General features: G+C 66.3%; 25 protein-coding genes. 18 read left to right on the top strand and 7 right to left on the bottom strand.

The features are described 5' to 3' along the window. Positions 1–101 precede the first annotated feature (101 nt). Positions 102–635, top strand: a complete 534-nt coding sequence (locus DEJ19_RS20370) for a hypothetical protein (RefSeq protein ID WP_111231953.1) — start codon at positions 102–104, stop codon at positions 633–635. A gap of 233 nt (positions 636–868) precedes the next feature. After that, on the top strand, positions 869–1186 hold the full coding sequence (locus tag DEJ19_RS20365; protein WP_111231954.1) for a hypothetical protein: 318 nt from the start codon (positions 869–871) through the stop codon (positions 1184–1186). Positions 1187–2408: 1222 nt separating this feature from the next. Here the strand turns inward: DEJ19_RS20365 and DEJ19_RS20360 are convergent. The 3 genes from DEJ19_RS20360 to DEJ19_RS20350 form a co-directional block, all read right to left on the bottom strand. Continuing rightward, a complete protein-coding gene (locus DEJ19_RS20360; protein ID WP_181441420.1) occupies positions 2409–3374 on the bottom strand; it encodes a replication protein RepA in 966 nt (321 codons plus the stop codon). Between the two features lie 253 nt (positions 3375–3627). After that, positions 3628–3849, bottom strand: coding sequence for a ParB family protein (locus tag DEJ19_RS20355; protein ID WP_111231956.1), 222 nt, complete (start codon positions 3847–3849; stop codon positions 3628–3630). A gap of 412 nt (positions 3850–4261) precedes the next feature. After that, positions 4262–5209 (bottom strand): ParA family protein, encoded by a 948-nt coding sequence (locus tag DEJ19_RS20350; protein ID WP_111231957.1) that lies wholly within the window; start codon positions 5207–5209, stop codon positions 4262–4264. A gap of 345 nt (positions 5210–5554) precedes the next feature. Here DEJ19_RS20350 and DEJ19_RS20345 point away from each other — a divergent pair, with 345 nt between their 5' ends. From DEJ19_RS20345 to DEJ19_RS20325, 5 genes are all read left to right on the top strand, one after another. Then, positions 5555–6424, top strand: coding sequence for a hypothetical protein (locus DEJ19_RS20345; RefSeq protein WP_111231958.1), 870 nt, complete (start codon positions 5555–5557; stop codon positions 6422–6424). Between the two features lie 7 nt (positions 6425–6431). Next, positions 6432–8699 carry a DEAD/DEAH box helicase family protein gene (locus tag DEJ19_RS20340; RefSeq protein WP_111231959.1) on the top strand — a complete coding sequence of 756 codons (2268 nt, stop codon included), beginning with the start codon at positions 6432–6434 and terminating at the stop codon, positions 8697–8699. Next, the gene (locus DEJ19_RS20335) at positions 8696–9466 is read left to right on the top strand and encodes a hypothetical protein (RefSeq protein ID WP_146250461.1); all 771 of its coding nucleotides are present in this window, start codon (positions 8696–8698) and stop codon (positions 9464–9466) included. Before DEJ19_RS20340 ends, DEJ19_RS20335 begins: the two co-directional genes overlap by 4 nt. Positions 9467–9502: 36 nt before the next feature. Further along, positions 9503–10273: a DUF7226 domain-containing protein gene (locus DEJ19_RS20330; RefSeq protein WP_146250463.1), complete on the top strand. Its 771-nt coding sequence runs from the start codon at positions 9503–9505 to the stop codon at positions 10271–10273. A 64-nt stretch (positions 10274–10337) separates the two neighbouring features. Continuing rightward, positions 10338–10763 carry a hypothetical protein gene (locus DEJ19_RS20325; protein ID WP_111231962.1) on the top strand — a complete coding sequence of 142 codons (426 nt, stop codon included), beginning with the start codon at positions 10338–10340 and terminating at the stop codon, positions 10761–10763. A gap of 4 nt (positions 10764–10767) precedes the next feature. On the opposite strand, the gene DEJ19_RS20320 is transcribed toward DEJ19_RS20325, so the two are convergent. Together DEJ19_RS20320 and DEJ19_RS20315 are read right to left on the bottom strand one after the other, a co-directional pair. Continuing rightward, the gene (locus DEJ19_RS20320) at positions 10768–11265 is read right to left on the bottom strand and encodes a DNA N-6-adenine-methyltransferase (RefSeq protein ID WP_181441421.1); all 498 of its coding nucleotides are present in this window, start codon (positions 11263–11265) and stop codon (positions 10768–10770) included. A gap of 43 nt (positions 11266–11308) precedes the next feature. Then, positions 11309–11719: a helicase associated domain-containing protein gene (locus DEJ19_RS20315; RefSeq protein ID WP_181441422.1), complete on the bottom strand. Its 411-nt coding sequence runs from the start codon at positions 11717–11719 to the stop codon at positions 11309–11311. A gap of 51 nt (positions 11720–11770) precedes the next feature. Here DEJ19_RS20315 and DEJ19_RS20310 point away from each other — a divergent pair, with 51 nt between their 5' ends. From DEJ19_RS20310 to DEJ19_RS20300, 3 genes are all read left to right on the top strand, one after another. Continuing rightward, the gene (locus DEJ19_RS20310) at positions 11771–12793 is read left to right on the top strand and encodes a hypothetical protein (protein WP_146250465.1); all 1023 of its coding nucleotides are present in this window, start codon (positions 11771–11773) and stop codon (positions 12791–12793) included. 23 nt (positions 12794–12816) lie between these two features. Further along, on the top strand, positions 12817–13884 hold the full coding sequence (locus tag DEJ19_RS20305) for a hypothetical protein (RefSeq protein WP_111231966.1): 1068 nt from the start codon (positions 12817–12819) through the stop codon (positions 13882–13884). Between the two features lie 82 nt (positions 13885–13966). Then, the gene (locus DEJ19_RS20300) at positions 13967–14308 is read left to right on the top strand and encodes a hypothetical protein (RefSeq protein WP_111231967.1); all 342 of its coding nucleotides are present in this window, start codon (positions 13967–13969) and stop codon (positions 14306–14308) included. Between the two features lie 183 nt (positions 14309–14491). Here DEJ19_RS20300 and DEJ19_RS20295 read toward each other — a convergent pair whose 3' ends face one another. Together DEJ19_RS20295 and DEJ19_RS20290 are read right to left on the bottom strand one after the other, a co-directional pair. After that, positions 14492–15031, bottom strand: coding sequence for a hypothetical protein (locus DEJ19_RS20295; RefSeq protein WP_111231968.1), 540 nt, complete (start codon positions 15029–15031; stop codon positions 14492–14494). 80 nt (positions 15032–15111) lie between these two features. Then, positions 15112–16845, bottom strand: coding sequence for an FtsK/SpoIIIE domain-containing protein (locus tag DEJ19_RS20290; RefSeq protein WP_181441423.1), 1734 nt, complete (start codon positions 16843–16845; stop codon positions 15112–15114). 87 nt (positions 16846–16932) lie between these two features. Here DEJ19_RS20290 and DEJ19_RS20285 point away from each other — a divergent pair, with 87 nt between their 5' ends. The 8 genes from DEJ19_RS20285 (at position 16933) to DEJ19_RS20250 (ending at position 23799) form a co-directional block, all read left to right on the top strand. After that, positions 16933–18147 (top strand): type II secretion system F family protein, encoded by a 1215-nt coding sequence (locus DEJ19_RS20285; RefSeq protein WP_111231970.1) that lies wholly within the window; start codon positions 16933–16935, stop codon positions 18145–18147. A 19-nt stretch (positions 18148–18166) separates the two neighbouring features. Then, positions 18167–19051 carry a hypothetical protein gene (locus tag DEJ19_RS20280; RefSeq protein ID WP_146250468.1) on the top strand — a complete coding sequence of 295 codons (885 nt, stop codon included), beginning with the start codon at positions 18167–18169 and terminating at the stop codon, positions 19049–19051. Between the two features lie 36 nt (positions 19052–19087). Next, positions 19088–19798: a prepilin peptidase gene (locus DEJ19_RS20275; protein ID WP_111231971.1), complete on the top strand. Its 711-nt coding sequence runs from the start codon at positions 19088–19090 to the stop codon at positions 19796–19798. 54 nt (positions 19799–19852) lie between these two features. Further along, positions 19853–20932 carry a hypothetical protein gene (locus DEJ19_RS20270; RefSeq protein WP_111231972.1) on the top strand — a complete coding sequence of 360 codons (1080 nt, stop codon included), beginning with the start codon at positions 19853–19855 and terminating at the stop codon, positions 20930–20932. Positions 20933–21036: 104 nt separating this feature from the next. Continuing rightward, on the top strand, positions 21037–21624 hold the full coding sequence (locus DEJ19_RS20265) for a hypothetical protein (RefSeq protein ID WP_111231973.1): 588 nt from the start codon (positions 21037–21039) through the stop codon (positions 21622–21624). Positions 21625–21742: 118 nt separating this feature from the next. Continuing rightward, positions 21743–22240 carry a hypothetical protein gene (locus DEJ19_RS20260; protein WP_111231974.1) on the top strand — a complete coding sequence of 166 codons (498 nt, stop codon included), beginning with the start codon at positions 21743–21745 and terminating at the stop codon, positions 22238–22240. Positions 22241–22396: 156 nt separating this feature from the next. Beyond that, the gene (locus DEJ19_RS20255; protein WP_111231975.1) at positions 22397–23278 is read left to right on the top strand and encodes a hypothetical protein; all 882 of its coding nucleotides are present in this window, start codon (positions 22397–22399) and stop codon (positions 23276–23278) included. After that, entirely contained in the window at positions 23275–23799 is a 525-nt protein-coding gene (locus tag DEJ19_RS20250; RefSeq protein ID WP_111231976.1) for a hypothetical protein, read from the top strand. Before DEJ19_RS20255 ends, DEJ19_RS20250 begins: the two co-directional genes overlap by 4 nt. Positions 23800–23809 lie beyond the last annotated feature (10 nt).

Raw genomic sequence — 23809 nt, 5'->3', positions numbered from 1 at the left:
GGGATCACTGCTTGCATCTCGCAGCTACCCACTGTTCCGTTTGTGCCATAGTGGGCAACACGGATTCCGCGCTGTGTGGAACGGATCTGAAGGGTTACAAGATGACTGAGTGGGTGTTGGTCCCCGTGCCGACGGACGACCGTGAAGCAGTGGTCGAGATGGTGTCAAAGAACCAGAAGGCCCGCGGTGAACGGAGCTGGCCGGCACCGGGAGAGATCACCACCGGGAACGTCATCGGAGACATCGTCTGGCAGGGCGTCCTCGAGGAGACGCTGCCGTGGCCTGCAGCCGCGCTCGCGCAGCTCGCAGATGGCCGCTCCCTCACCGCGCAGCGCTGGACCGTCGCGATGGACTTCTGTGCCAAGTACCCGGGTGAACGCTTCGCCACCTCGGACATCGTCGAGAAGACCGACCTTGCGCTCAACGAGTGGCGCGACGCGTGCAGGAAGCTCACCGCGCACCTGCGCGCCAACTACAACGGGCTCCCGAAGTGGAACCGTGAGCCCTACCTCGGCGATGACATCTGGCCTCTCGCAACAGCCTCGGGTCGTAACCTCCACCAGGACCCCCAGGTGTACTTCGGCATGACCGAAGAGCAGGCGAAGCGCTGGCGGGAAGTCCGCGGCGAGATCTGACCCGCACGCCCGTGTCGCCGTCAGCGCGACGCGCTCCGCAGCGCGACACCGGCGACGCGCGTCTGAGCGCTCAGGGCGCGTGAGAGGCGCCCTGAGCGGTCCTGGACTGCCTTTGTCTCACAGACATCCCCTTCTGCTCCCTCCCCCACCCCCTGACGGCGCGTTCGATGGTGCGCGCAGGTCGGTCGTCAGCTGATCCCCGTCGTCACGTCACCGCCGCGCATAGGACCGGCATGGCAGAGGCAACCGTGGAGACCATCGTCCTGAGCGAACCAGGGCGCAGCCGGCATCTCCCGCTGCGTGGCGTTGTCGGCTCGGCGCCGTTCACCTACACCGACCGGGACCTTCGAGCGGCTACGCCCGCCGACGTCTCCATCACTCGGGAGCTCAGTCGCCAGCGGTTCGTCTCCGTGGACGAGGCCGGCCTCGGGCGCCTCGACCGCAGGTACACCGTGCGATTCGACGTGCCCGTCATCACCGACCTGCCCGCTCGACCTCAGCAGAGCCGACCCACTCCCCCGCGCGCGAAGCGGAAGACGGCCCGCAAGTAGCGATCCGCCGAGGTCCGTCGTACCCTCCGAAGAGTTCTCCACAGGCAGGATCAACCCCGGACTGGATACCCACGCTGTTTTCGTGGGTGTCTGGTCCAGATCCGTGGGTCTCTGGTCCGCACCGCGTGGGTATCCGGTCCGGACAGCGTGGGTATGCGGTCCGGAGCCAACTAGCCCACTCCCCCGCCGATCGGCGCAGGTACGCGGATCCGCGACCCGTCTGGCGCCGCCCCCTGTAGTGCTTCCTGTAGCTCTCTCCTGTAGCTGATCTACGAACTGGGCAAACGCAACCAGAGAGGAACGCTGAGTTTTCCACAGGTGGCCGGTTTCAAAACCGCTCCATTGAGGTGAGACTGGGTCATCGCCGAGCGCCAGAGGACCAGATACCCACGCACGAGCCCCCTCGCTGTTCGAGGTTTTGGTGCAGCTGAGGACTGGATACCCACGCGATGAACACTGGGTTTGCCTAGTGCGGGCCTCCGGGTCCCCGGTCGCGGACCAGCTGCGAGCTCTGAGGGGACCAGATACCCACGTTCCAGCGGGGAGCGGAGCCGCTCAGGGTGAAGCCGATCCGCGGGGGCAGTTTGCGTGCGGACCAGATACCCATAGCCTCGGGGGACAGAGCGTGGAGCGGACCAGATACCCACCAAGCCTGCGCTCGGTCGTTCGGGACGCAGGGACTAGATACCCACGGTCAGGGACTAGATACCCACGCCGATGGGCCGGGGAGCTCACCCGTCGGCGATGGGCCCGGGATCATGCAGGCGGCCACACGCGGAGGACCAGATACCCACGCCCTCCCATCGACTGGCCGCTCGCAGCGCGGTGTAACCGGGGCTGCGGGTTTGTTTTGGGACCAGATACCCACGTTCAAGGACCAATTACCCACGCGCGTGGTCGGGAAATCGGTAGCCCGAGGGGACCAGATACCCACAGCGCTGGCGGCGCACGCTGCGGCCTGTGCGGACCAGATACCCACGCTCGAGAGGGGACCGGATACCCACACCTGGCTGCTCGTCTCGGGCACTGAAGGACCAGATACCCACGGCGCGTTGCCCCGGGGCCTAGAAGGCGCGACGAATGGCCAGCCACAGGAAGGACCAGATACCCACGCCGGCTCGCTCCCCCGGGGCGGGAAGTTCACCGTGTGGGTATCTGGTCCTCAGTACCCACAAGAAAGAGGCGCCCGTAGGCGCCCCTCTCCCGCTGTTTTAGAAGCGGCTTAGGCTTCGACCTCACGTCGAGGCTTCGTCGGCTCCACATGAGGCGGGGACGGCCGCAGGATGAGGTACTCCGGAGTCGGCTCGACGCGGGCTTCCGGGTAGATGATCTTGATGGCGCGAAGGTGGCCCTCGAAAGCCGCCTTGAACTTGTGCGGCTGCGTGTACTGAGCACCGAACTGCAGGTTCAGGTCGTTCCACTTGATGCGGGTGGGCTTGCGCAGGTAGAACATGCGGTACGTCAGCCACAGGTAGATGTCCATGCGCATGGCCGACTTGCCCAGCGCCTTCATCGCGTTGAGGTCGATGGGGACGGGCGAGGAGACGATGGAGTCGTAGAACCGCTCGGAGAGCGTGACCGTGGACTGCCACAGGCCTTCGTTGTCCTCGACGTCGTCCTTACCAAACCAGAGACGAACGCTGTCCGCGATGCGGAAGTACTCGATTGCCTCGCCGTGACCGTCTGGGCGGATTTCCAGGCCCTCAACGCTGAGGTTTGCACCGAACAGTCGACGCAGCCCATCCGCAACTCGCTTCGCGTCGCGGCCCCCATGCGCGAGCCCGATCTTCGCCATGAACGCCTTCATGGAACGGCCGAGCTCGAGCTGCTTGCTCTGCGTCAGCACGGCTTCCGTGGCCATCCAGTTCATCGCCTGCCGCGGAAGGACACCGTACGGGTACGCCGGCGTGCGCTCCCCCGTCTCAGCGTCGAGGAGCAGTGCCGGCTGCATCATCAGTGACACCGAACCGTTCCGCCGCTCCCAGTACGGGATGTTGCCGGGGTTGCGGTACGGGAGCGACACCTGAGCCCAGATGCGTGCCGAGTAGCCGATGTCCATGGCCTCCTCGTCACCGCCTTCGAGGTTCGCCGCGTAGTTGACCAGACGTGCGGTCGTCTCACTGACGGTGATTGGCGCATCGGCGGGCACATCGACGAGGGTCAGCTCGGTCGCAAGAGTGTCGGTCATCAGGACCTTCCGGGGCATGATGGAAGCAGTGGTCGCGCGGAAGCGGACTTGGTCAGTGCGTCCCACCCGGCAGAGCGCACTGTGCCTGGCGCTCCCCCATCCGAGTTGGTACCCGCACAGCGTGGCTGCGGATCAGATACCCACGTCGGAACTTGCTCGGCGTGTCGCAGTGTTCCTCTACGACGCGGTGGCGGATACATGCTTCTGATCTACGGGTCACCGCCGACATTGAGGTCTCCGTCGGCAGCTGCTGTCACTCCGCCCGGCGGATGGGTCGCCCTCGCGGCGCCTGCTTGGAACGCTGCGGGAAGGGCTCGCCTCCGTTGTAGGTGTCCTGCAGCCGCCTCGTCTCTGCGACGTAGATGTCGACGATGATGTCCTTCGGGGTCGAGTAGCCCTCGTGCAAGGCCGCCGCGGCGAAGGCGTTGTTGAACGCGTCGCGGTCTCCGCGGCGAATCTCGAAGGTGACCTTCACGATGTCGTCTGGGTTCTCATCTCCCCTGTCGCCGTACCGACGACGCGTGTACGGCGTCGAGGGGCCCGCAACTGGCTGCGGAACTGGTGCCGCGTTGAGACCCGAGTCTTCCTGCTGCACTGCCGGAGCCGTCGCCTGCTGCGGTGGCTGCGCTGGCTCGCGGAACGTCACCGGCGGGGTCGCAGTCGGCTCCACCGTGATCACTGGTTCGCTATCCGCAGCTGCGTCCGGTGGAGAGGCGATGACCTGCTGAGCTGCTCGGCGAGGTGCAGGAGGCGGGGGCGCCACGGAGCGCGACTGCTCTTCGGCCACGCCGGACTGCTGCTGCGCGGCGCGGTTCGCTCGGAGCAAGGAGCCGGCCCCTCCCCCACTGAACGGCCGGCTTGGCGGTCCGGCGATGATGCGGCTTTCGTCAGACATTCGCTGCCTCCGCGAGGTCTGCCTCAGCGGCGGTGAGCCGTGCGGTCAGCTCTTGCGTCACTGCGTACAGGCTGTCTGCGACGTTGCCCGCGGCCTGAGGGCCAGCAGACACGTGCTTCGCGCCGCGACGGATTGCTTCGTACCACTTCTCTTGCTTCTTGACGCTCTTCTCGAGTTCGTGCACCAGCACTCGCTTCTTGCGAGCCGCCTTCGCAGTTGCGCCGGAGTGGCGGACGTAGCTCGTGAAGATGAACTTCCGTGCCTCTTCACTCTCGAGCGCCTCGACAACGTCGTCAGCGAACTCCTGGCGCACCTTGGTTTCGGACGTGCTGGAGTCGAAGTTCACGACGCCCAGGAGATCCACGTCCGGGTTGATGTCGACGACCTTGTCCAGCCGTCGTGCGGTGAGGCGAAGGCCGTCGATGCTTGCGTCGTCGGCCTTCGCGGGGATGAGGATGTACCGGGCAGCGGCGACCGCGAGCATCTGGATGCTGTCGATGTTCGGCGGGCAGTCGAGGAGGATGAGGTCGTAGTCGTCGGCGATGGCGGACAGTGACGTCGCGAGGCTCAACCGCGCAGCCGTTCCCTCGGTGCCGGACTGGCTCATGCGGGGGCTGATGCCTTTGTCGAGGATTTCGATGTGCTCTCCCCCGGGCAGGACGTCGAGGTTGGGCCTGACGTTCTTAAGGGGCTGGAGCCTGTCGCCGAAGAGGATGGACTTGGACAGTCCGGAGCCCTTGTCATCTCCGTCGCCGTACCGGTAGCTGAGGTCGAGACCGAGGTTGCCTTGCGGGTCGAGTTCGATGACGAGAATCCGCCATCCCGCTTCAGCGAGGATGCCCCCGATGTTGGCGCAGAGCGTCGTCTTGCCGACGCCGCCCTTGTTGTTAATGACGGCCACGACTCGCTGAAGCGAGGACCGATCGATGGTGAAGGACATCTTCTACTCCGCTACTTGTGGGGTCTCCCCCACGGAATGGTGACGCTGGTGTGACTGGTGACGCTGGTCTCGCGCCACCGGGTCCCTGTTCCTCTGCTCGACCACTCTACCTGCGTGACCGGCGAGACCAGTCGTGCTGGCCTGACTGTTTTGCGCAGACTGGCCTGACAGGTGACAAAGGTGACCCCAGCCAACGCTTGCTGGTGACACCGGCTTGACTGGCAAGTCACCAGGATACCCAGTAGTGCAGGTGAGACTGGTGAGACTGGTGTGGGCTGACTGTCGTGACCAGCGTCACCAGTTTGCGGCAATTCGGGTGTAATCGACGAACGAGGAACCACCGGGATGATTGCCTACGAACGGGGGTCCAACGGCGCAGGCGGGCGCACAGCGTTATTCGAGTGGCGCAAGCAGGTCCTGGCAGGCAGTCGCAGACGCACCAGCGTCACCGGTCTCACCAGCACGACTGGTGAGACCGGTGACACCAGCGAGCTTCTACCGTCGGCTTGTGATTCAGTGACCAGGCTCACCAGCATGACTGGTGACGACGAGCAGACCGTGCCGCCGGCTCGCCTGACATTGGCAATGCGCGTCACCTGCCTCACCAGTGAGTCGCCGCATAAGGAGGGATGCGACCTCGAAGGACAGCGGGCGCACCACCGGGGGAGTATCACGAACGAACAGACACACGGCGCCGGCGTCGGCATCGCCCTGATCAGCGCCATCCTCGAAGGAGACCGCGAACAGGTCGATGCCATCGACCAGCTCTGCGGCTCGGCCACTGTGCTCGACTCGGTTGCGGCCGCCGAGCGGTTGGCGCTGCACAAGGCAGCGAACGTCACCACGGATGTTCTGTTTGTCCTCGCCGACCAGCACCAACGCGATAGGTCGTACCGAACAGTCGCCATCAGGGGACGGGACCGCTTCGGAGTCGCGTCGCCGGCAGTCCGTTTCGCTCGTCGCTACTCGAAGCGGCAGCTACAGCACCATCTGCGGAGGGCAGCACACGGCACCGTGTCGGGCGGAAGGCCCGCAGCACGCGTCGTCGGGGCTCGCGGAACGAACGCGGTCTATGGCGCCGGGTACTCGACAGCGCTGACCATCGTGCACCTCGCAGCAGTGGGGGAGCGCGACTGGTCCGAACTTGTCGCAGAACTGCGCTGCACCCTCGCTGCGGAGCGCGTGCTGCCGCCTGAGGTCATGCCACCGGCATAGCCCCACCATGACCAGCTCCACCTTCGACGCGCTCGAGCGCGCCATCCCGCGCGACCCACGAGACAACAGTCAGTACGGTTCGCACTTCGAGCTGGTCAGCGACTACGCCCTTCGCCAGTCCGCGGAGTACGGACCGCACATCAAGACCATCGAGACGTATGGCCAGTGGGCAGTCCGCAATGGACGGTCCCGTCAGGATGTCGGAGTGGATCGCGTGATCACCACGGTCAGCGGAGACCTGTGGACCGTGCAGAACAAGGGCTATGCCGCAGACCGTCGTGTCGACCTCACCGACTTCACCAACTTCGTCGTCGCCAGTGACACGCTCCCGAACGTGCAGCGCCGACTGCTCGTAACAAGCGGGTCCGGGCTCGGCCGGAACGCGGCCGAGGTCGCCAAACGTCAGCAAGCTGGCCAGAACGTCACCGTTCTGAACCGGTCCTGGCTGCGCGGTGCGACCGCCTACCCAGACACTTGGGAGGACCTCCTCGCAGTCGTGGGAGAGCCCGGCCATCGCGCGAAGCCGTTCACCCTTCGACCGCACCAGGTGGACGCGGTCGAGGACGTCGTCGCATCGCTTCGAGCGGTACCGGAGTGCCAGCTCCTCAGCGCCTGTGGGACGGGGAAGACCATCACCTCCGTGGGCATCGCGGACGAGCTCGAGGCGAAGACCGTTGTCTACTTCGTCCCCAGCCTCGCACTCATGGCGCAGACCATCCAGCACGTGCGGCGTCAGCATGCAGGCCGACTCATCACTACTCTCGCGGTGTGCTCGGACGACACCGTCGGCGGGCGACGGCGCCGCGGCGACGATGACACAGCGGTGGACACCGACGACCTCGGAACGCAGGTGCTCAGGAACGCTGCTGACATCGCTGCGTTCGTCGCCAACGGGAGCGACACCAGTGAGCGTCTCATCGTCTTCTGCACGTATCAGTCTGCGCATCTGCTCGTGACTGCCCAGCACCACCACGGGCTTGCCGAGTTCGACTACGCGTTCAACGACGAAGCGCACCATCTCGTGGCCACCAAAGCGACGAACGACTCCCTCGGCGAAGAGGTCAAGCGGAAGAACGACGGCAGGGAACGACTCCGCGCCCGGTGGCGGGTGTACGCCACTGCAACCGCCAGACAGGTGAGCGCAAGGGCCACAGTCCTCGCCCGCAAGTACGGCGTCGAGCTGGACAGCCTTGGCGAAGCGAACACGACCTTCGGGCCCGTTGCCCACGAGTTCACCTTCGGTGACGCAATCGAAGAAGGGATCCTCTCCGACTACCGAGTGTCGATCCTCGGCGTTACCGACGAGGACTACCAGGCGCACATCGAAGAGCGGACCTTCATGGAATCGGCCGGGGGTCGCATCGACGGGGGAACGTTCGCAGCGGTGCAGGCCCTCCGGCACGCCCTGGCGCTGGGAGCAACCCGCGTCATCAGCTACCACAACAGCCTCGCCGCAGCGGAAGAGTACGCCCGTCTCGTGGATGCCGACGTGGACCTCCCCGCGGCAAGCATGGTGAGCGGTCAGATGAACGCTGACACTCGCGAGCAGCACCTCGCTCGGATGGCCAGCACCGACGGGTACGTCATCTCGAACGTTCGATGCCTCAATGAGGGCATCGACATCCCCGCGCTCGACGCCATCATCATCGCTGAACCGAAGGCGAGCCCTGTGGAGATCGCGCAGAGCATCGGACGAGCCATCCGGCGCGCGGAGGGGAAGACCGTCGGGCACATCATCGTTCCCGTGGCCGTGACGCTGAACGAGGATGGGGCTCTGACTGCGGGGCAGATCGGTGACCTCACGGGGCCGTCGAATCCATGGCGAGCCGTCTTCGAAGTCCTCGACGCCCTCGGCCAGCACGACCGGAGCATCCGCCACTTCCTCACCGTCGCAGCTCTTGGTCTCGAACGCCGCGCGAAGCGCGAAGGCATCCCCACTGACGAGTTTCCGGACGCCGGCGACCTCGAAGGCCTCGTTGATGATGTCGAATCGAGTGCTATCACCGCCACCGGTGCCGTGGCCGCGCTCGGTGGGCACCGAATCATCGGTGACAAGGTCGTCGTTTCCATCCCCAGCCTGAGTGCGGACGTCGTCGCGAAGATCGCGAACAGCCTGCGACTGGCTACCGTCCGGACGTCGCAGCGGGAGCAGAGCGCGAGTGACCGCGAACTCATCATCCGCTGGCTGGTCGAAGGTGGGTGGACTGTCGCGGACGCGGAGGCAGCGTTCGCTGACAAGTCCCGCAGCGACATCGTCAAGCGGGCGGCAGCGTGAACGCGACGCTGACTCGCGCCATGCAGCGCGCGGTACGCCGCGGTGAGATGCCCCCGGAGGTCAGGGAAGCGCTGAACGCGGTCGACCCGGGGTGGAGCCGCGACCCAGCCGAGCGCCGATGGTGGGCCACACACGCGGCGTACCTGCAGTGGCTCGACGCGCACGGCGGCCGGGCGCCCACCGCTTCCGACACAGCGGCAGCCGGACTCCACCGCTGGATTTCTGGTCAGCGAGACCAAAACCTGACGCTGCAGCAGCGGACCGCCCTTCGACGAGTACCTGGTTGGTCGAGGACGTCCGGCGACAGGAGGTGGGACATCGCCCGCGATGCAATCGGTGCGCTCGTTGCCGCTGGCGTCCGGATCGTCGATGCTGACATCGACCCGCGGCTACTGGTCGAAGCGACTAGAACTTCGCTCCGGCAACTCCCCGGTAGCCCGGTGCAGCGGCGTCGCCTCCTCACCGTCCTCACCTTCGCGGTTCAGACCGGACGGCTTCCCGAGCACCTCGAACCCGGGAGCCGCTGGCAGACCAGCATCGCCGACGACATACGCGACCTGCTGCCGCAGTTCGTCTTCACCCAGCCGCGGCTCAGCGTTCAACGACACCTCGAAGCACGAGCCTCACTGCTTCGACTTCGCGCCGACGGCATCCGCTACGACCAAGGTGCACTCCTCGCCGAAGAGGTCTGGCATCGCCGGCACGTCAGTCTCGCCAAGCGCGGGTTGCTGACCGAAGCAGACGCAGAAGCGGTCCTAGCCACTTGAATGCCGCGGGATCGCATCGCCGCACACACCACCGGTATGACGATGACAGCGACCCGCATCAAGGACGTTCAGGGAGCCGGCACCAAGGACGCGACCGGCCGAACCATCTCCGGCGGCCAGTTCTACCACTCCCGCGACGGAGGAACAGCTGCACCAGCAGTGACGCTCACGTCGTTCCGGTCCCAGTCGACCGTCAACGACTCGTTCCCGTTCCCGCAGGCTAACGACCTCGAGAAGATCGTCACCGTCGTCGACGCTGTCGCCGCGAACGCTGACACCTCAGCAGCGATCGCCGACACCATCGGTGTGACGGCCGAACGTGAAGGTACCTACTACGCCGACGCAGCCGGCTACCTCGGGCTCGTCGAGACAAGCAACACGGGCGGACTCCGTACCTACGCGCTGACCGAGCTCGGGGAGCACCTGCAGCTCGCCGACACCGCCGAGCGCGCCGACCTGATCCGTCAGCTCGTCACCCGTGTCCCCGCAGTCGACGAGTACACGTACCGCGGAGAGGCAGGCCTCGCCGAGTACATGGAGGAGGAAACCGACCTCACCGGGTCCACGCTCGACCGGCGTGCTGCGACGATCACGTCCTGGTACAAGGCTGCCATCTCCGGTGAGGAGCTCACCGACAAGATCGGTGACCAGCGTGCCGGCGCGGACTCCCGCGTCCTCGCCGCTGCAGCTCGTGCCAGCATCGCACGTCGCGAAGCAGCGGAGCGCGCTGAACCGGCACCCGCGGCAGTCTGCATGGAACACTTCGTCGAACTGCCGGTTTCCGGCATCTGCGACATGTGCGCCTGATGGTGCGTTGACGACGGCGCACCCCGTCCGCTTTGATCAGAGCGACCAGTGGAAGGGGCGGGTCATGATCGACATCGGACTCACCGGCATTGAGCAGCATCTCGTCATCGTGCAGACCGACGATGCGCTGACCGTCGCTACCGAGAGCAGCGTCGCTGAAAGCATCGCGCAGGAGCTCATCGACGCTCAACAGCACGGAGTCGCCGAAGAACCACCGAGCACGGACATGATCCCGATGCTGGACGACGGGGACCCCGCCGCAATCGAATGGTTCCTCACCGAACTCGACGACGATGCACCGGAGCCACGCACCGTCTTCATCACCACCGCCAGCAAATGGGCTGACCTGCCCGCTGCTCACGAAGAGGCGTTCGCCCGCGTCGCCCGGGGGGAAGGCGAAGGCATGGGCATGATCGTCATCCTCAACGACACCGATGGCGTACCCGTCATCGAGGGTGCTGTCCGCGAGGTGCAGGAAGACTTCGCGTAGACCCTCAACTCCGGGTGAAGCACATCCCGAGTCCGGACTGCCGGACGGCGTCGGCGGCTTCCGTGCCGTAGGCGAGGAGCATCGATCCTGCGCCGGGGGAGCCGCCGCGGGTGACCATGTCGCCCTGGTAGAAGCGGATGCGGCCGGAGATGAAGCAGACCACGTCGGCGGTTGCCGCCGCTTCGTGGAACCATGCGGTGTCGGTGCGGGCGAAGACGAGAGCGACGCCGCTGCCGTGCTCGGCGAGCTTCCGCAGCCAGGTGCGTGTGTCGTCGTACGGCGGGTTCACCCACGTCAGTCCGTGCCACGGCGAGGTCAGTCCGTCGTCCGCCTCGGTGTAGCAGGCGATGGCCGGCACGAAGGACTTGTCGAGGCCGGGGGAGCAGGGGTCGAGGTCGTAGATGAGGTTCAACGCGTCGAAGATCTCCGGCGGCGTGTACCAGGAGATGGACTTGGACTTCGGGGACTCGTGGGTGAAACCGGACGGCTTGGGCTTGGTCATACCGGCCCTATGCGGACCACAACCAAGCTGCTGGGATCTCAGATCATGCGGTGATGAGACGTGCCTCATCAGACCGGACGACTCGGCGATCCCAAGACCACCCAGGTAGCCCTTCCAGCACCGCCACCTCGTGGTCTGGCAGCCGGCGGAATCCGGTCCCATTCCTCCCCGTCCGGACGTTCAGCACCCAGCGACCGAGCGCGAACCCGTCTACCGTCCTGTAGTCCGCGGGCACCGCCGTGTGCCCGAACTCAGCACCGTACGCGCGCAGATGCTCGACGACAGTTTCGAACGGCAACTTGTTGTACGCGCGCCTCTCCTTCCACCCGGGCCCCTGCACTGAGTCGAGCAGTTCCTCGACGTTCGGCCCGATGCGGCCGGCTTCGAAAGCGCTCCGCAGGGCGTTGGCGAGCTTCGTCTGCTCAGGGGATGAGAACTTCGCTTTCGGGGGCACACCACCCCTATGCCGCGGCGCGGTAAGCCGCCCGCCGCACACATGCTCAGCATGGCTACCACCACCGCTCCGACCCGTGTCCGCAAGAAGGACAACGGCACCCCCGGCAACGGCGGCGAGTTCGACCGCGACACTCGCACCGACGCGACCATCAGCCTCAGCGCACCCCGCGCCGGTGGGAACACCGCCGAAGAAGCCGACGCTCGTCGTGCTGCGCTCCGCGGATCCGGGTTCGTGCCCGCCATCGCCGGCGGCCTCGTCACCGGTGCGGAGAAGAACTCCGAGACGTGGTGGAACACTGCCGCCGTCCGCGCCGAATACAGCGGCGACGACCGCGCCGGCTACGCACAGCTCCCCGAGGACTTCTCCGCACGCAACAAGGAGAACGGGTACCGCGGCAACCGTCGGCTGTCCCGCCGCAAGTACACCGCGCCCGGAGGCGTCGAAGTGACCATGCCGTCCGTGAACACCATCAAGGCGTTCGCCCGGGTGAACGACTACGAGACGGTGGACATCCCCATCTCGGCAACGACACCGAACGGTGACGTGCAGGGGTGGGTGCGGGTCACCAAGAACGGACCAGGGCAGTGGACCGTCAGCGGTCTCGGCATGGACCCGAAGGTCAACAGCTACGTCTCCGAGACGGTGAACGCACTTCTCGAAGCGCGGACGGTGTCCGGCGCGTTCGCCGGCATCGACGACATCCGTCAGTCCCGCGTAGACCGCTTCTCGAAGATCGGTGTCGCGATGACCAGCGTCGAAGGTGCCCCCATGGTGCTCTCCGCCGTCGGCTACAACGCCGCATCGAAGATGCTCGCGATGAAGCTCGGCAGCCGCATCACCGGGTACGAAGCGACCCGCGAGGAGTTCGACCAGCTGCGCACCAACTCGAAGCCCGGCGCGGTGTTCCAGCGGCTGTTCAAGTCGAAGAAGGAAGGCGTCAGCCTCGCCGAGTGCCCCAAGTGCAACCGGTACAGCGGCAACCTCGACGAGCACCGCTGCCCGCCGCAGCACAAGGCAGCGACCCGGAAGCAGACGAAGCCGCGCCGCACCCTCGCCGGCCTGCTGCGCTGACCGTCGCCGCGCACAAGTAGGGCATGACCGCCGCAACAGCCACACGACTCAAGGACGTCCCCGGAGCGGGGAACATCGACCCGACCACGGGCCGAACCCGCTCCGGTGGCGAGTACTACTTCAGCCGCGACGGCGGCGCTGCAGCACCACAGGTCGAACTCACCGCCGAGCCGCCGTCGCTGACGTCGCTGATCTCCTCGCGGAAGGACGCCCTCGAGCACGCATCGTTCGTCACCGCGCAGTCCACCGCGGCCGCCGGCAAGCAGGGCGACGCGAACCGTGAAGACTGGTGGCGCCGGTCGTTCGGGAACGCCGAATGGCGTGACGGTGTCGCACACCCGAAGATGCCCGACGACTTCACCCCGTCGAAGAGCGCCGGAACATCCCTCACCGGATCCCGCCGCACCAGCCGCCGCTGGTACAAGGGCGAGGACATCGCCATCCGCATGCCGTCCGTCTCCGCCATCAAGCGGTACTCCGCCAGCATCGACGGGGCGACGTTCGACGTTCCCGTGCAGGTCGCGAACGCAGCCGGCGACGACGGGATCCAAGGGTGGGTGCGTGTCACACAGCACGGCGAGCAGTGGTCCGTCACCGGCCTCGGCATGAACGCGAAGGACAGCGCCGGCATGTCGGAAGCGGTCCGAGCGCTCCTCGAATCACGCACCCCGACCGTGGAACTGAGCACCGTCAACGACCTCCGCGACCGGTACCGCGCCCGAGTCCGCGCTGAAGGGACGCAGCTGGAGACAGTCGCATCGTCAGGGTTCATCGACGGTGTCGCCTTCGACGCGAAGGCAGGCCAGCTCACCCTCAGCATGAACGGCCGGCACTACGCGTACCCAGCCACGGAGGAGACCTACCAGACGCTGAAGAGCTCACGCAGCCCCGGGAAGGTGTTCAACGCACTCATCAAGGGCAAGCCGGCCGCCCGCCGCCTCATCGGCTGCGACGACTGCGGACGCGTCTACGCACCACGTGCCGAGCACCGCTGCCCCGCACACCACAACGCCCCGAAGGAGCAGACAGGCGTGTGGGACCGGCTCGCTCGACGTGGCGCGTGGGTCCGAGACGGACGACCCCGCAAGTAGCGTCACCAAGTTCGGGAACCACCCGCGCATAGCGAAACCGGAGGCGACAGTCGCCTCCGGTTTCAACATGTCCAGGAGGACCATGCCCGTGCAGCACAACATCGCTCCGCCGCTGACGCATCTTCAGCTGGAGCGAGCGTTCGACCTCATCACCATCTGCCGCGGCGAGCAGGACGCGGAGAAGTTCGGGATGCTGAACAACGCCCGCCCGACCGCACGGTTCGCTCGTCGGGAGATGTTCAGCGCCCTCGACGAACCGAACCGCGCCACCTGGCGCAAGGCCGCCGGCGTCTACCTCATCGACAACGGCGAGGTCATCAACTGGGGCGAAGCGGTGATGAAGTACACCGACAAGCACGAAGGTGACACCCCCACCCGCGAGCAGATGTTCCGAGCCCTCGAACAGGTCGCCCGTCACCAGTAGGTGAAGGAGAGCCGGAGGGGCTGTCGGCGCGTTCCCGACTCGCGGCATCGACCGCCCCTCCGGCGAGGAGCACCGCGGCCCCGACAACCGCGTCGTGGCACCCCTCTCGACATGCATGTGTCCGGCGAGCATGCTCGCAGTCGCACCCTGGCGTGTCGGGTGGTTCGCACCACCTGCCGAAAGCTATGCGGCGAAGTCCTCAGCGTCGTTATCCGCGATGACGTCACGGAACAGCACCTCGAGACTCCCTGCAGCGTGCAGCGACTGCAGCAGTGTCAGCTCCGTGTACGGGTCGAGCAGGTGCACGTTCCCCGACGGCCGCGGACGCTCCGTGTACGGCTCGTAGTGCGACGACACGTGCAGCAGCGGCACCGAGTGGTTCCACTCCGTCACCTCAGCCGCCTCCGTCCGGTCGGAGAACAGCGCCGTCAGCGCGTCCTCACCGACGGTGTCGATGTCGAGCGTGCCGTCTTCCACCGCAGCCGCAGCGACGATCGCCTGCTGGAAAGCCGTCGAGCGGACCACGTAGTCGAGACGCTGCTCGAACGCCTTCGCCGGATCCGACGGGTCGTAGTCGTCCACCATGTCCGCGACGACGTCGGTCAGCGAATCGGCGAGCACCGTCACCTTCGACGTCGGGTTCGTCACAGCGACAACCCACCGGTCGGACTCGGACAGGTGGGTGGTGATGTCCTCACCAGGTGAGACGACGACAGAAGTCACGATGCTGCTCCTTGCAGATGATGCGGGTGGTGGGGTGCGGGCATGTGCCCGCTAGCTCTATACCGAACGGCTGACATCGGTCAGGAGAAGTCCTCGTCGAGCCCGGGCTTCGGTCCGCTGGCTTGGACCCGAAGGTCGTGCGCTGCGGCCGCGGCGCCGGACAGACCGTCATTGCGTCGCGGTGCCTTCTTCTCGTCCCGTCCGAACCCGCCGTACTCGGGCCGCATCCGCGACGCCGGCTCGTCGGACCCGCCACCGTCCTCCGGCTGTGCGATGCGGGCGATGTCCGCCGCTGATGGGGCAGGCGTCAGTGTGGTGGGCACGCCGAGCTGTTTGAGGACCTCGACGTACTCCGCGGTGCTCGCGTAGAACGACTTGTAGACGACCGGCTCCTGACCCTCCATTTCGAGGACGCCAACACCCTTGGAGACCTTCGAGTCGCCGCGGACGTTGCTCGGCACCTCCGGGACCTGTGTTGGGTCGTTGAACACCTGGGCACGCTGCGCCTTCGTCGGGTTGACGCCCTGCAGGAGCTTGTTCGACAGGAGCGACCGCAGCTTCGGCGGGATACCCGTGGTGGCGTTCGCGACCTGCGTGGACAGCAGCAGGCGGATACCGACGAACCGCATCTCCGCCGCGAGTTTGAGGGTCGCACCCATGAGGATGGCGCGGGTCGCGTTCGCCTGCATCGCGGAGACGACGAACGGGTGGTCCTTCGGTACGCCCTTCGGGATGTCGTCCGGCTGGAACAGGCCGGAGAGCTCGTCCATGACGACGAGGATGGGCTTCGGGCGAATGGAAGCCGGAAGCTCCTGAATCTTTGTCACCCCGTGGGTGGCGAGTACCTTCGCACGCCGCTGCCCCTCCTCGTACACGAGGGTCGCTACCGTAGCGGACGCTTCGAGAGAGTCGCAGCCCCAGAACCCGGAGCGGACGTACGGGCGAAAAGCTTGGAAATCGACCGCTTTGTGGGGCACATCGAGCAGAGCCAGCTCGTATCCGGCGGCCAGCGCTCCGGCGATGATCGAGTTGATGGTGACCGTTTTACCGGAGCCGGTTGTACCGTTCAGCTGCGTGTGCGGAGACGCCTCGAAGTCGAGGAAGATCGTCTCGCCGGGCTCGTCGCCAGTCCTCCCGAGGGAGGTGGCGAGGAGCAGCTTCTCGTCGTTGTTGAGGCGCTGAATCTGGGACAGCGGGTACTTGAACGCGGCGGGGAACGTCGGCGGGTCAGACGGGATGACCTCCGCGGAGAGAGCGTGCGCGTTCGTCTTGACGTACCAGCCCATCTTCCCGATGACGGACTCGGCGACTTCCTGGAGCTTGTCGTCGTGCTTCGACGGGACGTACGACTTCGGCAGGCCGACGGTGAACCCGCCGTCCTTCCGTGGCTTGACCGCGACTTCCCACGGCTTCACGCCGAGGGCGACGGAGAGGGCGCCGCGGGCGCGGACCGTGTTCGGTGCGAGGCGGGTGAGCACGGCGTAGCCGAGGTACGGCTCGAACTCGGTGAGGAAGTACCCCTCGTGCTGCGACTCGAGCTTGACGGCGGTCTTCTCGCCGTCGCCGGGGCGGGTGTTCTTCGACAGCTTGAGCTGGATCTCGTCTTCGTCGTGCTCCTGCTCGATGACCTCGTTGATTTCGACCATGCGGGATGCGGTCGCGGTGGAGCGGGCGAGGTTGATGTTCTCGATTTCCCACCCGGGTCCGTGGGTCTTCTCGATGAGCTTGGTGAGCGCCTGCTCGTGGCGTGACGGGTCGAAGCCGGCGGGGAGCTTCACGTCGATGAGTTCGCGTCGGGGGCGATTGGCGGGCATGCACCTGGTGATGCGGCGGAAGCGCCGCATGTGCAGGGCTGGCCGGCTCGGACCGGCATAGGCCTACGGCCCAAGCCCAGGAGACCGATGACCGACCCGAACCTCACCCCGCAACCGCCGCGCCGCCCGCGCCGGCAGCCTCGCCGTGCCGTCCGCGTTGAGCAGCGCATCACTCGTCAGAGTGAACGGGTCACCGTGGTGGGGGAGGGGTCTGCGAAGTCGTGGCGGCCGTCGTGGCTGCAGTACGAGAAGTCGAACAAGCGCAACGAGATCTCGGACGCCGTCCGCTCCCTCGGGGAGATGCTCGAAACCTCACGCGGTGAGACCGTGCCGTTGGCGACCCTCGCGGAGCAGTACCACGGCTCCGAGCTCGGTGGGGCGTTCCAACGTATCTACGACCTGGTGCAGTCGGGGCAGAAGGACCTTGCGGAGGCGTTCCGCACCGAGCCGAAGATCTTCCCGAAGGTGGTCGGGGACCTCCTCGTCGTCGGCACGCGCGCCGGGACGTCCGGCATCAGCCTGCAGAAGGCCGCGGACATCATCGACGAGGGTCAGGACCTCACTCACAAGATCCGGTCCGCGGTCATGCAGCCGGCCATCCTCCTCGGCGTCATCATCCTGTTTCTCTACGCCGTCATCCTCTTCGTGCTGCCGACGTTCGCGACGATGTTCAAGTCGTTCGGGAAGCCGCTGCCGCCGCTGTCGCAGGCCGTCATGGCATCCGGCGGCATCCTCGGCTGGGCGGGCGGTGTCGCCGTGCTCGTCATCGGCGGCTGGTTCGCGTACTACCGCTGGTGGGGGTCGAAGAATGACGTCGTTCGGGTGAAAGTCGCACGGGTGCAACTGCGGGTGCCGTTCATCGGGCAAGTCATCCGGGCGCAGAAGCTGACCCAGATCTTCTCCATCCTCCACGGGCTCCTTTCCGTCGGCATGTCGGAACGCGACGCGCTCGAGACCGCAGCGGAAGCGTCCGGCAACCCTGCAATCCAGAAGCACCTCCGGGACCACATCGCGTTTCTCGAGCAGGGCACCAAGGAGTTCGCCGACATTGCCGACGGGTTCTACATCCCGTTGCAGGCCGGGTTCCTCCTCCGCAACGGCTTCAACTCCGGCCGCGAAGAGCAGACACTGCAGAACCTCGCCACCGCGTACAAGCGGAACGCCGTCAAGCGGGCTGACAACCTCACCAACCTCCTCGAACCGGTCGCGAACGGTGTCGTCGGCGTCATCTTCGCCGCAGTCCTCATCGCCGTGTACCTGCCCGTGTATGACCTGTTCCTCTCCATGACGCAGGTGGGCTAGCCGCCGCATTTGCGGAGGTATGCGATTCCTCCGAGGCGATAGAGCAGCCACCGATCCCATCCTCGTCATCGCCGCAATTGCGGTATCGCTTGTGCTCCTCCTGGGCGGGGGTTACTCCGCCTCCGCCATGATCGCGAACGGCAAAGACGTGAACGCTCGGGCGGACCTCGACAAGGTGGCGACCGCGGAAGGCGCTCTTGCGGCTTCAGGAAAGTCGTTGGCGAGTCCCTCGCCTTCGATTGTGGTGACTGGGACGCTCCCCGATTCCGCTGGAGCTGCCAGCTTCAACGGGCCCGACGTGGCGGTGAATTTCAACGGCATCACCCTCGCGGGAGCCTCCTACGCAGGGGGCACCACATGGCAGGTCTTCACCTCTGCCAACGTCAAGGGGTCTTGGACACCGAACACGTCGAAGGGCGGTCACACCTTCGACACCAGCGGGAACTTCAGTAACCCCGTCTTCACCGACGACAACGCCGGCATCACCTGGGACTACTCCGGAGTCACCAAGGCCGCGGGATCTCCGTCCCTGAGCTACCGCGTCGTGATTCCGTCAGCAGCACCAGGCTTCGCACCGTACCTGTCGGGAAAAAGCGGGAACATCACCGCGGACCTCAAGGCTGGCGGGGGAACGGCGGCGACTGCTCTCGAGAGAGCCGATGTCGGCTTCACCCCATCGGACGGCTCCCGCGTGGCTGCGACAGTCAGCAGCGACGGAACGGCGTGGGCTGCCGTGGCAAAATCTGCGACAGGACGCATCTTCGTTCGAACGTCAGCCAGTGCCGCCACGGGGGAACTTGGAGGGGTCGCCGGAGCGCGCACGCTTCCCACCGGCGTGAAGCTCCCAGACGGAATCACACTGACGGCGCTGAACGCCGCCATGACGAACGCGGGAGGATTCTGACTCCCTCTAACGGGCAAGTAGGCGCATAGGCCGGGTATGCACCCCAACCCTGCAACCCTCGCCGCCGGCGCCGCTGTCATCGCAGCTCTCTGGGCGACGTACCTCGCGACCGTAGTCACCCGACGTGTCGAGCCGGCCGTGCCAGCGTTGAACTGGTGGAAGGCCGCACTGTTCGCCGCGGTCGGAGCTGCCGGCCTTGCCACCATCGTCGGCACCGTAGAGGCAGCGTTCATCGTTGGCTTCATCGTCCCGCTACTCGTCCTCGGGTCGTACGTCGATGCGTTGACGAAGCGACTCCCGAACCGGTACAACGGCGAGACCGGCCTGGTCGTCGCCATCGGTGCCATCGCCGTCGGTTTCGGCGTCAGCCCTGTCGCCGCGCTCATCGCTGGCGGCGCCGGTGTCGGTGCGCTCGTCGTCTTCGGGCTTCTCTCCGTAGCGAGCCGTGGAGGCTTCGGGATGGGGGATGTGAAGCTCGCCGGTGTCATCGCCGGTGCGCTCGCGCTCATCGATGTGACGGCGGCACCCACGCACCTGCTCGCCGGGCCGCTCGGGCTGACGGTCATCGCTCTGCACCTGATGGTGTGGGTGTGCCTGTCGTTCCTGTTCGGCGGCCTGTACGTCGCGGTGCGGCTCCTCCGGAAGGTGAAGGGGCACTTCCCGTTCGGACCGTTCTTCGCCGCAGGCTGGGTGCTCGCCGCGGGTGCGACCCCGGCGTTCATGGACCTGCTCGCCCCCTTCGCCTGACCGGACTCCTCGGTCACGAGAAGCTCCGCTCGGCCTTGCCGCATACCTGGACGCATGGGCAACCACGAACGTGACCGGGGAGCCACCGACCCACTGCTCGTCATCGCAGCGATAGCGGTCAGCCTCGTCCTCCTCGTCGGCGGCTCGTTCGCAGTGGCCGGCGTCCTCGACAACAGCCGCGACCTCAACGCGAAAAGCGACCTCGACAAGGTCGCAACCGCAGAAGCAGCATCAACCGCTGCTGGAGCGTCAACACCGGCATGGACCGGTGAAGCGGACCTTTCCCCATCCGTCGAAGGTGGACGCCGCAACGACATCGTCAACCCGCACCTTCGGACGAGCCGCACCGGCTGGGGCACGATGGCGAACGTCAACACAGGGTGGGAGGCAGCGAACGGCGGCCGCCTCACATTGGCCAGCAGCTCAGGGGTGGAACCCGGACTCACCTACGCGAGCACCGCGGAGATGCCCGCCGCAGCCGGAGACCGACGCTCGGCCGCGCTCCTGGTAACCAACACCGGCGCCGTCACCTTCAAGGTGAACGCGATGATCAACCCCCGAGGCACGACGAACACCTGGTCCGTCGGCGGTAGCGTGACACTCAACCCCGGCGAGAGCCGCATCGTCCACGTGGACAACGTCAAGATGCCCGCCGGCACCACTTCTTACTACGTGCTCCTCCGCTCAAACAGCCTTAGCCCCGGAGCGACGGCCGCCATCGACTGGGCCATCGCCGAAGACGTCCCGGCGGTGACGACGTACTTCGACGGAGCGACACCGAGCCGACCTGGCACCTTCGTTCCGTACCGCTCGGACGCAGACGACCTACCCGTAGACGCCGCACTCGGAACCACCGGGTCCACTTTCGGTCGAGCACTAGAGACCTTCGACGTCGGCTTCACCCCGTCCGACGGCACCCGCGTCGTCGTCCTCACCGACGTCAGCAGGACCGGATGGGCGGCTGTCGCCCAGTCCACCAGCGGACGGCTGTTCCTTCGCTCGTCCGCATCCTCAGCGACCGGGGAACTCATCGGCGTCGCCGGAAGCCGAACCGCCGCGACACGAGTCCCCCTCCCATCAGGCATCACGATCGCCGACGTCAACTCAGCGCTCGCGTCCGCCGGCGGCTTCTGACCTTCTCCGTCTCCTGGTGTTCCGCTCAGGTTTCGCCGCATCTCACCGGCCGACAGGAGGGGGCCGCCCGCCTGCACCATCCGGCACAGAAGGGCCACCCGAGCATGAGCCTCACCCGAATCCGCGCGTCACTCAGCCGCGCCCTGCGCCGTGAGCACGGCGCCACCGACCCCATCCTCGTCATCGCAGCGATCGCTGTGTCGCTCGTTCTCCTCGTCGGCGGGTCCTTCGCTGTCGCGGGGATGATCGCCAACGGCAAAGACCTCAACGCGAAGGGTGACCTCGACAAGGTCGCCACAGCTGAGGCAGCGTGGGCGGGCAACCCGAAGGTCACGACGGTCCAGAACTCGTACGTCCCGTACCTGTCCGGCAGCACTGCGACGGCGCTGGCCTACAACCTCGCGGCGACCGGTGGATTCGTCTCCGGTACGGCGCTCGAGAAGGCCGATGTTGGCTTCACCCCAACCGACGGGGGTCGCCTCGCCGTCGTCACTGACTCGGGATACAGCGCATGGGCCGCGGTCTCGAAGTCGTCCACCGGCGCCATCTTCATCCGGACGTCCACGAGCAGCAAGGTCGGTCAGCTCACCGGCGCTGCGGGGAACTACACCCTGCCATCTGGTGTCACCCTCCCAACCGGAATCAGCCTCACGGGGCTGAACGGGGCGCTGACGACCGCGACCGGCTTCTAAGCCGACTTCTGAAACGGGCTCTCCCAATGCGCGGGGGAGCCCGTTTCGCCGCATCTCACGGATTCGGCAGCACGAAATCCCGGGCTGCGCATCCCTCAGCCCGAAAGGCCGCCCCACCATGAAGTTCACCCGACTCCGCGCGAAGGCGCGACAGGTCTTCCGCCGCGACCGCGGTGCGACCGACCCCATCCTCGTCATCGCAGCCATCGCCGTGTCGCTCGTGCTCCTCGTCGGCGGCTCCTTCGCCGTCGCCGGCATGATCGCCAACGGCAAGAACCTCAACGCTCAGGGCGACCTCGACAAGATCGCCACGGCGGAGGCCGCAGTCGCCTCCAACGGCGGCACGACGTACCTGAACTGGTCCATCACCGCAGCCGGTGCCATCACGGGCGACAACGACAGCCAGGGCAACAAGCTGCACCAGCAGGCGGTCGGGTTCAACACGACCGACAACGAAGTGGTGAAGGTCGTCGCCGGCGCCAACGGTTGGGTCGCCGGCGTCCAGTCGCAGTCCGGCGACAAGTTCTACCGCTCGAGCATGCAGTCCACCACCTTCAAGGGCAGCATCCCGGCGGCGAACGTCCCGACGGGTCTCACCGCACCGACACTTCCGTAACCCGGAAGTCTCGCCGTCTCGAACGGGCGCACCCATGGGGAGGGTGCGCCCGTTTCCGCATCTCCGCCGGAGCGGCGACAGTCAAAGCGGCGACGCCTCGCAACCCTCGTGCCGCCGCTTAGTGCCCGGCATAGACAACCCGGAAGGGAGACCAGCATGCTGCAACGAATCCGAGCTGCGCTTCGCAGCGACCGCGGTGAGGCGTCTGCTGTCTCCATCGTGCTCGGCACGCTGCTGTTCCTCACCGCTTCCACCGGCTCCGTCGCCGTCGTCGGCAACATCATGGCCGCGACCGCCGTCACCCGGCAGAACGCCATCATCGAGTCGGCTCTGAAGGACCGCGTGCAGCAGTTCCTCTCCCAGGGTGCCGAGGCGACGCGCACGTCCTCTCAGCCAGTCACCGAGACGGTGACGTACCAAGGGGTCACCTTCCCCCTCACCTGGTCGAAGGGCATCTACAACCCTCCGTACGCGTACGAGTACGACCTCGCAGCGCCGATGGCTACCGCTGGTGGCGCCGCTCGCGCGGACTGCACTGCCGCTGTCGGCAGAACGGTGCCTGGCTGCTTGAGTCTCTCCGCGACGCGGATTGACGCGCCGCAGGACGACGCCCAGGACGCCGGGGGGAGCGACCCCTCGAACGTGCAGGCCTTCCCTGGCCTTGCGGTGGGACCAACGACGGTCAACACCTCGCAGAAGGTGCTCAACATCGTCACCGTCACACCGTCGAACGTCCTCAGCTCTGACCCTGCACGTATCCAAGTCATCTGGAAGAGCGCGACCGCGCCATCCGCCGTTCGGTACGGCTTCTACTGCGGTACGAGTGTCACTCCGCAGGCGTTGCTCACACCGACGACGCAGACATACAACGGGCAGGTCTCCCTCATCCTCGAGCTCACTCCCGCATCGCTCAAGAGCGTCAGCGGGTGCACGACCGCGACCATCGGCCTGTCGTCCGGAGGTGCCGCCGTGCCAGTGGACAGCGTCGGAGCAGTGTCCTGGTGGCGGATCCTCCCTGTCTCTGGAGGTCCCGAATGACGAAGCGCAACGACGGCGGCCTGATCAGCGTCGCGCTGACGTACGTGGTCCTCTCCTCAACAGTGGTCATGGTGATGCTGAGCTGGTTCCTGATGAGCCAAGCGCAGGCCGCCGCCGCCATCCAGCGCGACAAAGCCGAGGCGGCGCTGCAACACACGAGCATGCGCCTGCTCGCGTCGATCAACACGGAGTACGACCCGGCGTGGCTGACGATGACAGCAGCGCAGCTCACCGCGGCGAAAGGTACGAGGTGGAGCAACACCGCCGGTATCGGTGCCACCGCAACCGTCACCGACATCAAGTCACCGGATCCGAGGACGATTACCGCGACCATCACTGGGGCCTCCGTCGCGGACCCGTCGGTGACCGTCACGAAGCAAGTGCTCTACCGAGCCACCGGTGTCTTCGCGCTCGGAGGGTTCAGTAGCTCCGACGCGTACCGCCCCGTTTGGACCACACGACCCTCCCAGAAGATGCTCGGCTTGTTCGAGTTCGCAAGCGCCCGACAGGTGAGCCACTGATGATGAGCCG

The sequence above is a fragment of the Curtobacterium sp. MCSS17_016 genome (assembly GCF_003234255.2).
GTDB lineage: Bacteria > Actinomycetota > Actinomycetes > Actinomycetales > Microbacteriaceae > Curtobacterium > Curtobacterium flaccumfaciens.
The sequence above is the reverse complement of the archived record's forward strand: the minus strand, read 5'-3'. Positions and strand labels throughout refer to the sequence as shown.

Excerpts from the sequence above, each read along its gene's own strand:
- DEJ19_RS20320 (WP_181441421.1), bottom strand. The coding sequence starts at position 11,265 with ATGACCAAGCCCAAGCCGTCCGGTTTCACCCACGAGTCCCCGAAGTCC.
- DEJ19_RS20255 (WP_111231975.1), top strand. The coding sequence starts at position 22,397 with ATGCTGCAACGAATCCGAGCTGCGCTTCGCAGCGACCGCGGTGAGGCG.
- DEJ19_RS20290 (WP_181441423.1), bottom strand. The coding sequence starts at position 16,845 with ATGCCCGCCAATCGCCCCCGACGCGAACTCATCGACGTGAAGCTCCCC.
- DEJ19_RS20280 (WP_146250468.1), top strand. The coding sequence starts at position 18,167 with ATGCGATTCCTCCGAGGCGATAGAGCAGCCACCGATCCCATCCTCGTC.
- DEJ19_RS20345 (WP_111231958.1), top strand. The coding sequence starts at position 5,555 with ATGATTGCCTACGAACGGGGGTCCAACGGCGCAGGCGGGCGCACAGCG.
- DEJ19_RS20300 (WP_111231967.1), top strand. The coding sequence starts at position 13,967 with ATGCCCGTGCAGCACAACATCGCTCCGCCGCTGACGCATCTTCAGCTG.
- DEJ19_RS20330 (WP_146250463.1), top strand. The coding sequence starts at position 9,503 with ATGACGATGACAGCGACCCGCATCAAGGACGTTCAGGGAGCCGGCACC.
- DEJ19_RS20275 (WP_111231971.1), top strand. The coding sequence starts at position 19,088 with ATGCACCCCAACCCTGCAACCCTCGCCGCCGGCGCCGCTGTCATCGCA.
- DEJ19_RS20350 (WP_111231957.1), bottom strand. The coding sequence starts at position 5,209 with ATGTCCTTCACCATCGATCGGTCCTCGCTTCAGCGAGTCGTGGCCGTC.
- DEJ19_RS20325 (WP_111231962.1), top strand. The coding sequence starts at position 10,338 with ATGATCGACATCGGACTCACCGGCATTGAGCAGCATCTCGTCATCGTG.
- DEJ19_RS20365 (WP_111231954.1), top strand. The coding sequence starts at position 869 with ATGGCAGAGGCAACCGTGGAGACCATCGTCCTGAGCGAACCAGGGCGC.
- DEJ19_RS20285 (WP_111231970.1), top strand. The coding sequence starts at position 16,933 with ATGACCGACCCGAACCTCACCCCGCAACCGCCGCGCCGCCCGCGCCGG.
- DEJ19_RS20370 (WP_111231953.1), top strand. The coding sequence starts at position 102 with ATGACTGAGTGGGTGTTGGTCCCCGTGCCGACGGACGACCGTGAAGCA.
- DEJ19_RS20340 (WP_111231959.1), top strand. The coding sequence starts at position 6,432 with ATGACCAGCTCCACCTTCGACGCGCTCGAGCGCGCCATCCCGCGCGAC.
- DEJ19_RS20360 (WP_181441420.1), bottom strand. The coding sequence starts at position 3,374 with ATGACCGACACTCTTGCGACCGAGCTGACCCTCGTCGATGTGCCCGCC.
- DEJ19_RS20260 (WP_111231974.1), top strand. The coding sequence starts at position 21,743 with ATGAAGTTCACCCGACTCCGCGCGAAGGCGCGACAGGTCTTCCGCCGC.
- DEJ19_RS20250 (WP_111231976.1), top strand. The coding sequence starts at position 23,275 with ATGACGAAGCGCAACGACGGCGGCCTGATCAGCGTCGCGCTGACGTAC.
- DEJ19_RS20305 (WP_111231966.1), top strand. The coding sequence starts at position 12,817 with ATGACCGCCGCAACAGCCACACGACTCAAGGACGTCCCCGGAGCGGGG.
- DEJ19_RS20265 (WP_111231973.1), top strand. The coding sequence starts at position 21,037 with ATGAGCCTCACCCGAATCCGCGCGTCACTCAGCCGCGCCCTGCGCCGT.
- DEJ19_RS20270 (WP_111231972.1), top strand. The coding sequence starts at position 19,853 with ATGGGCAACCACGAACGTGACCGGGGAGCCACCGACCCACTGCTCGTC.
- DEJ19_RS20310 (WP_146250465.1), top strand. The coding sequence starts at position 11,771 with ATGGCTACCACCACCGCTCCGACCCGTGTCCGCAAGAAGGACAACGGC.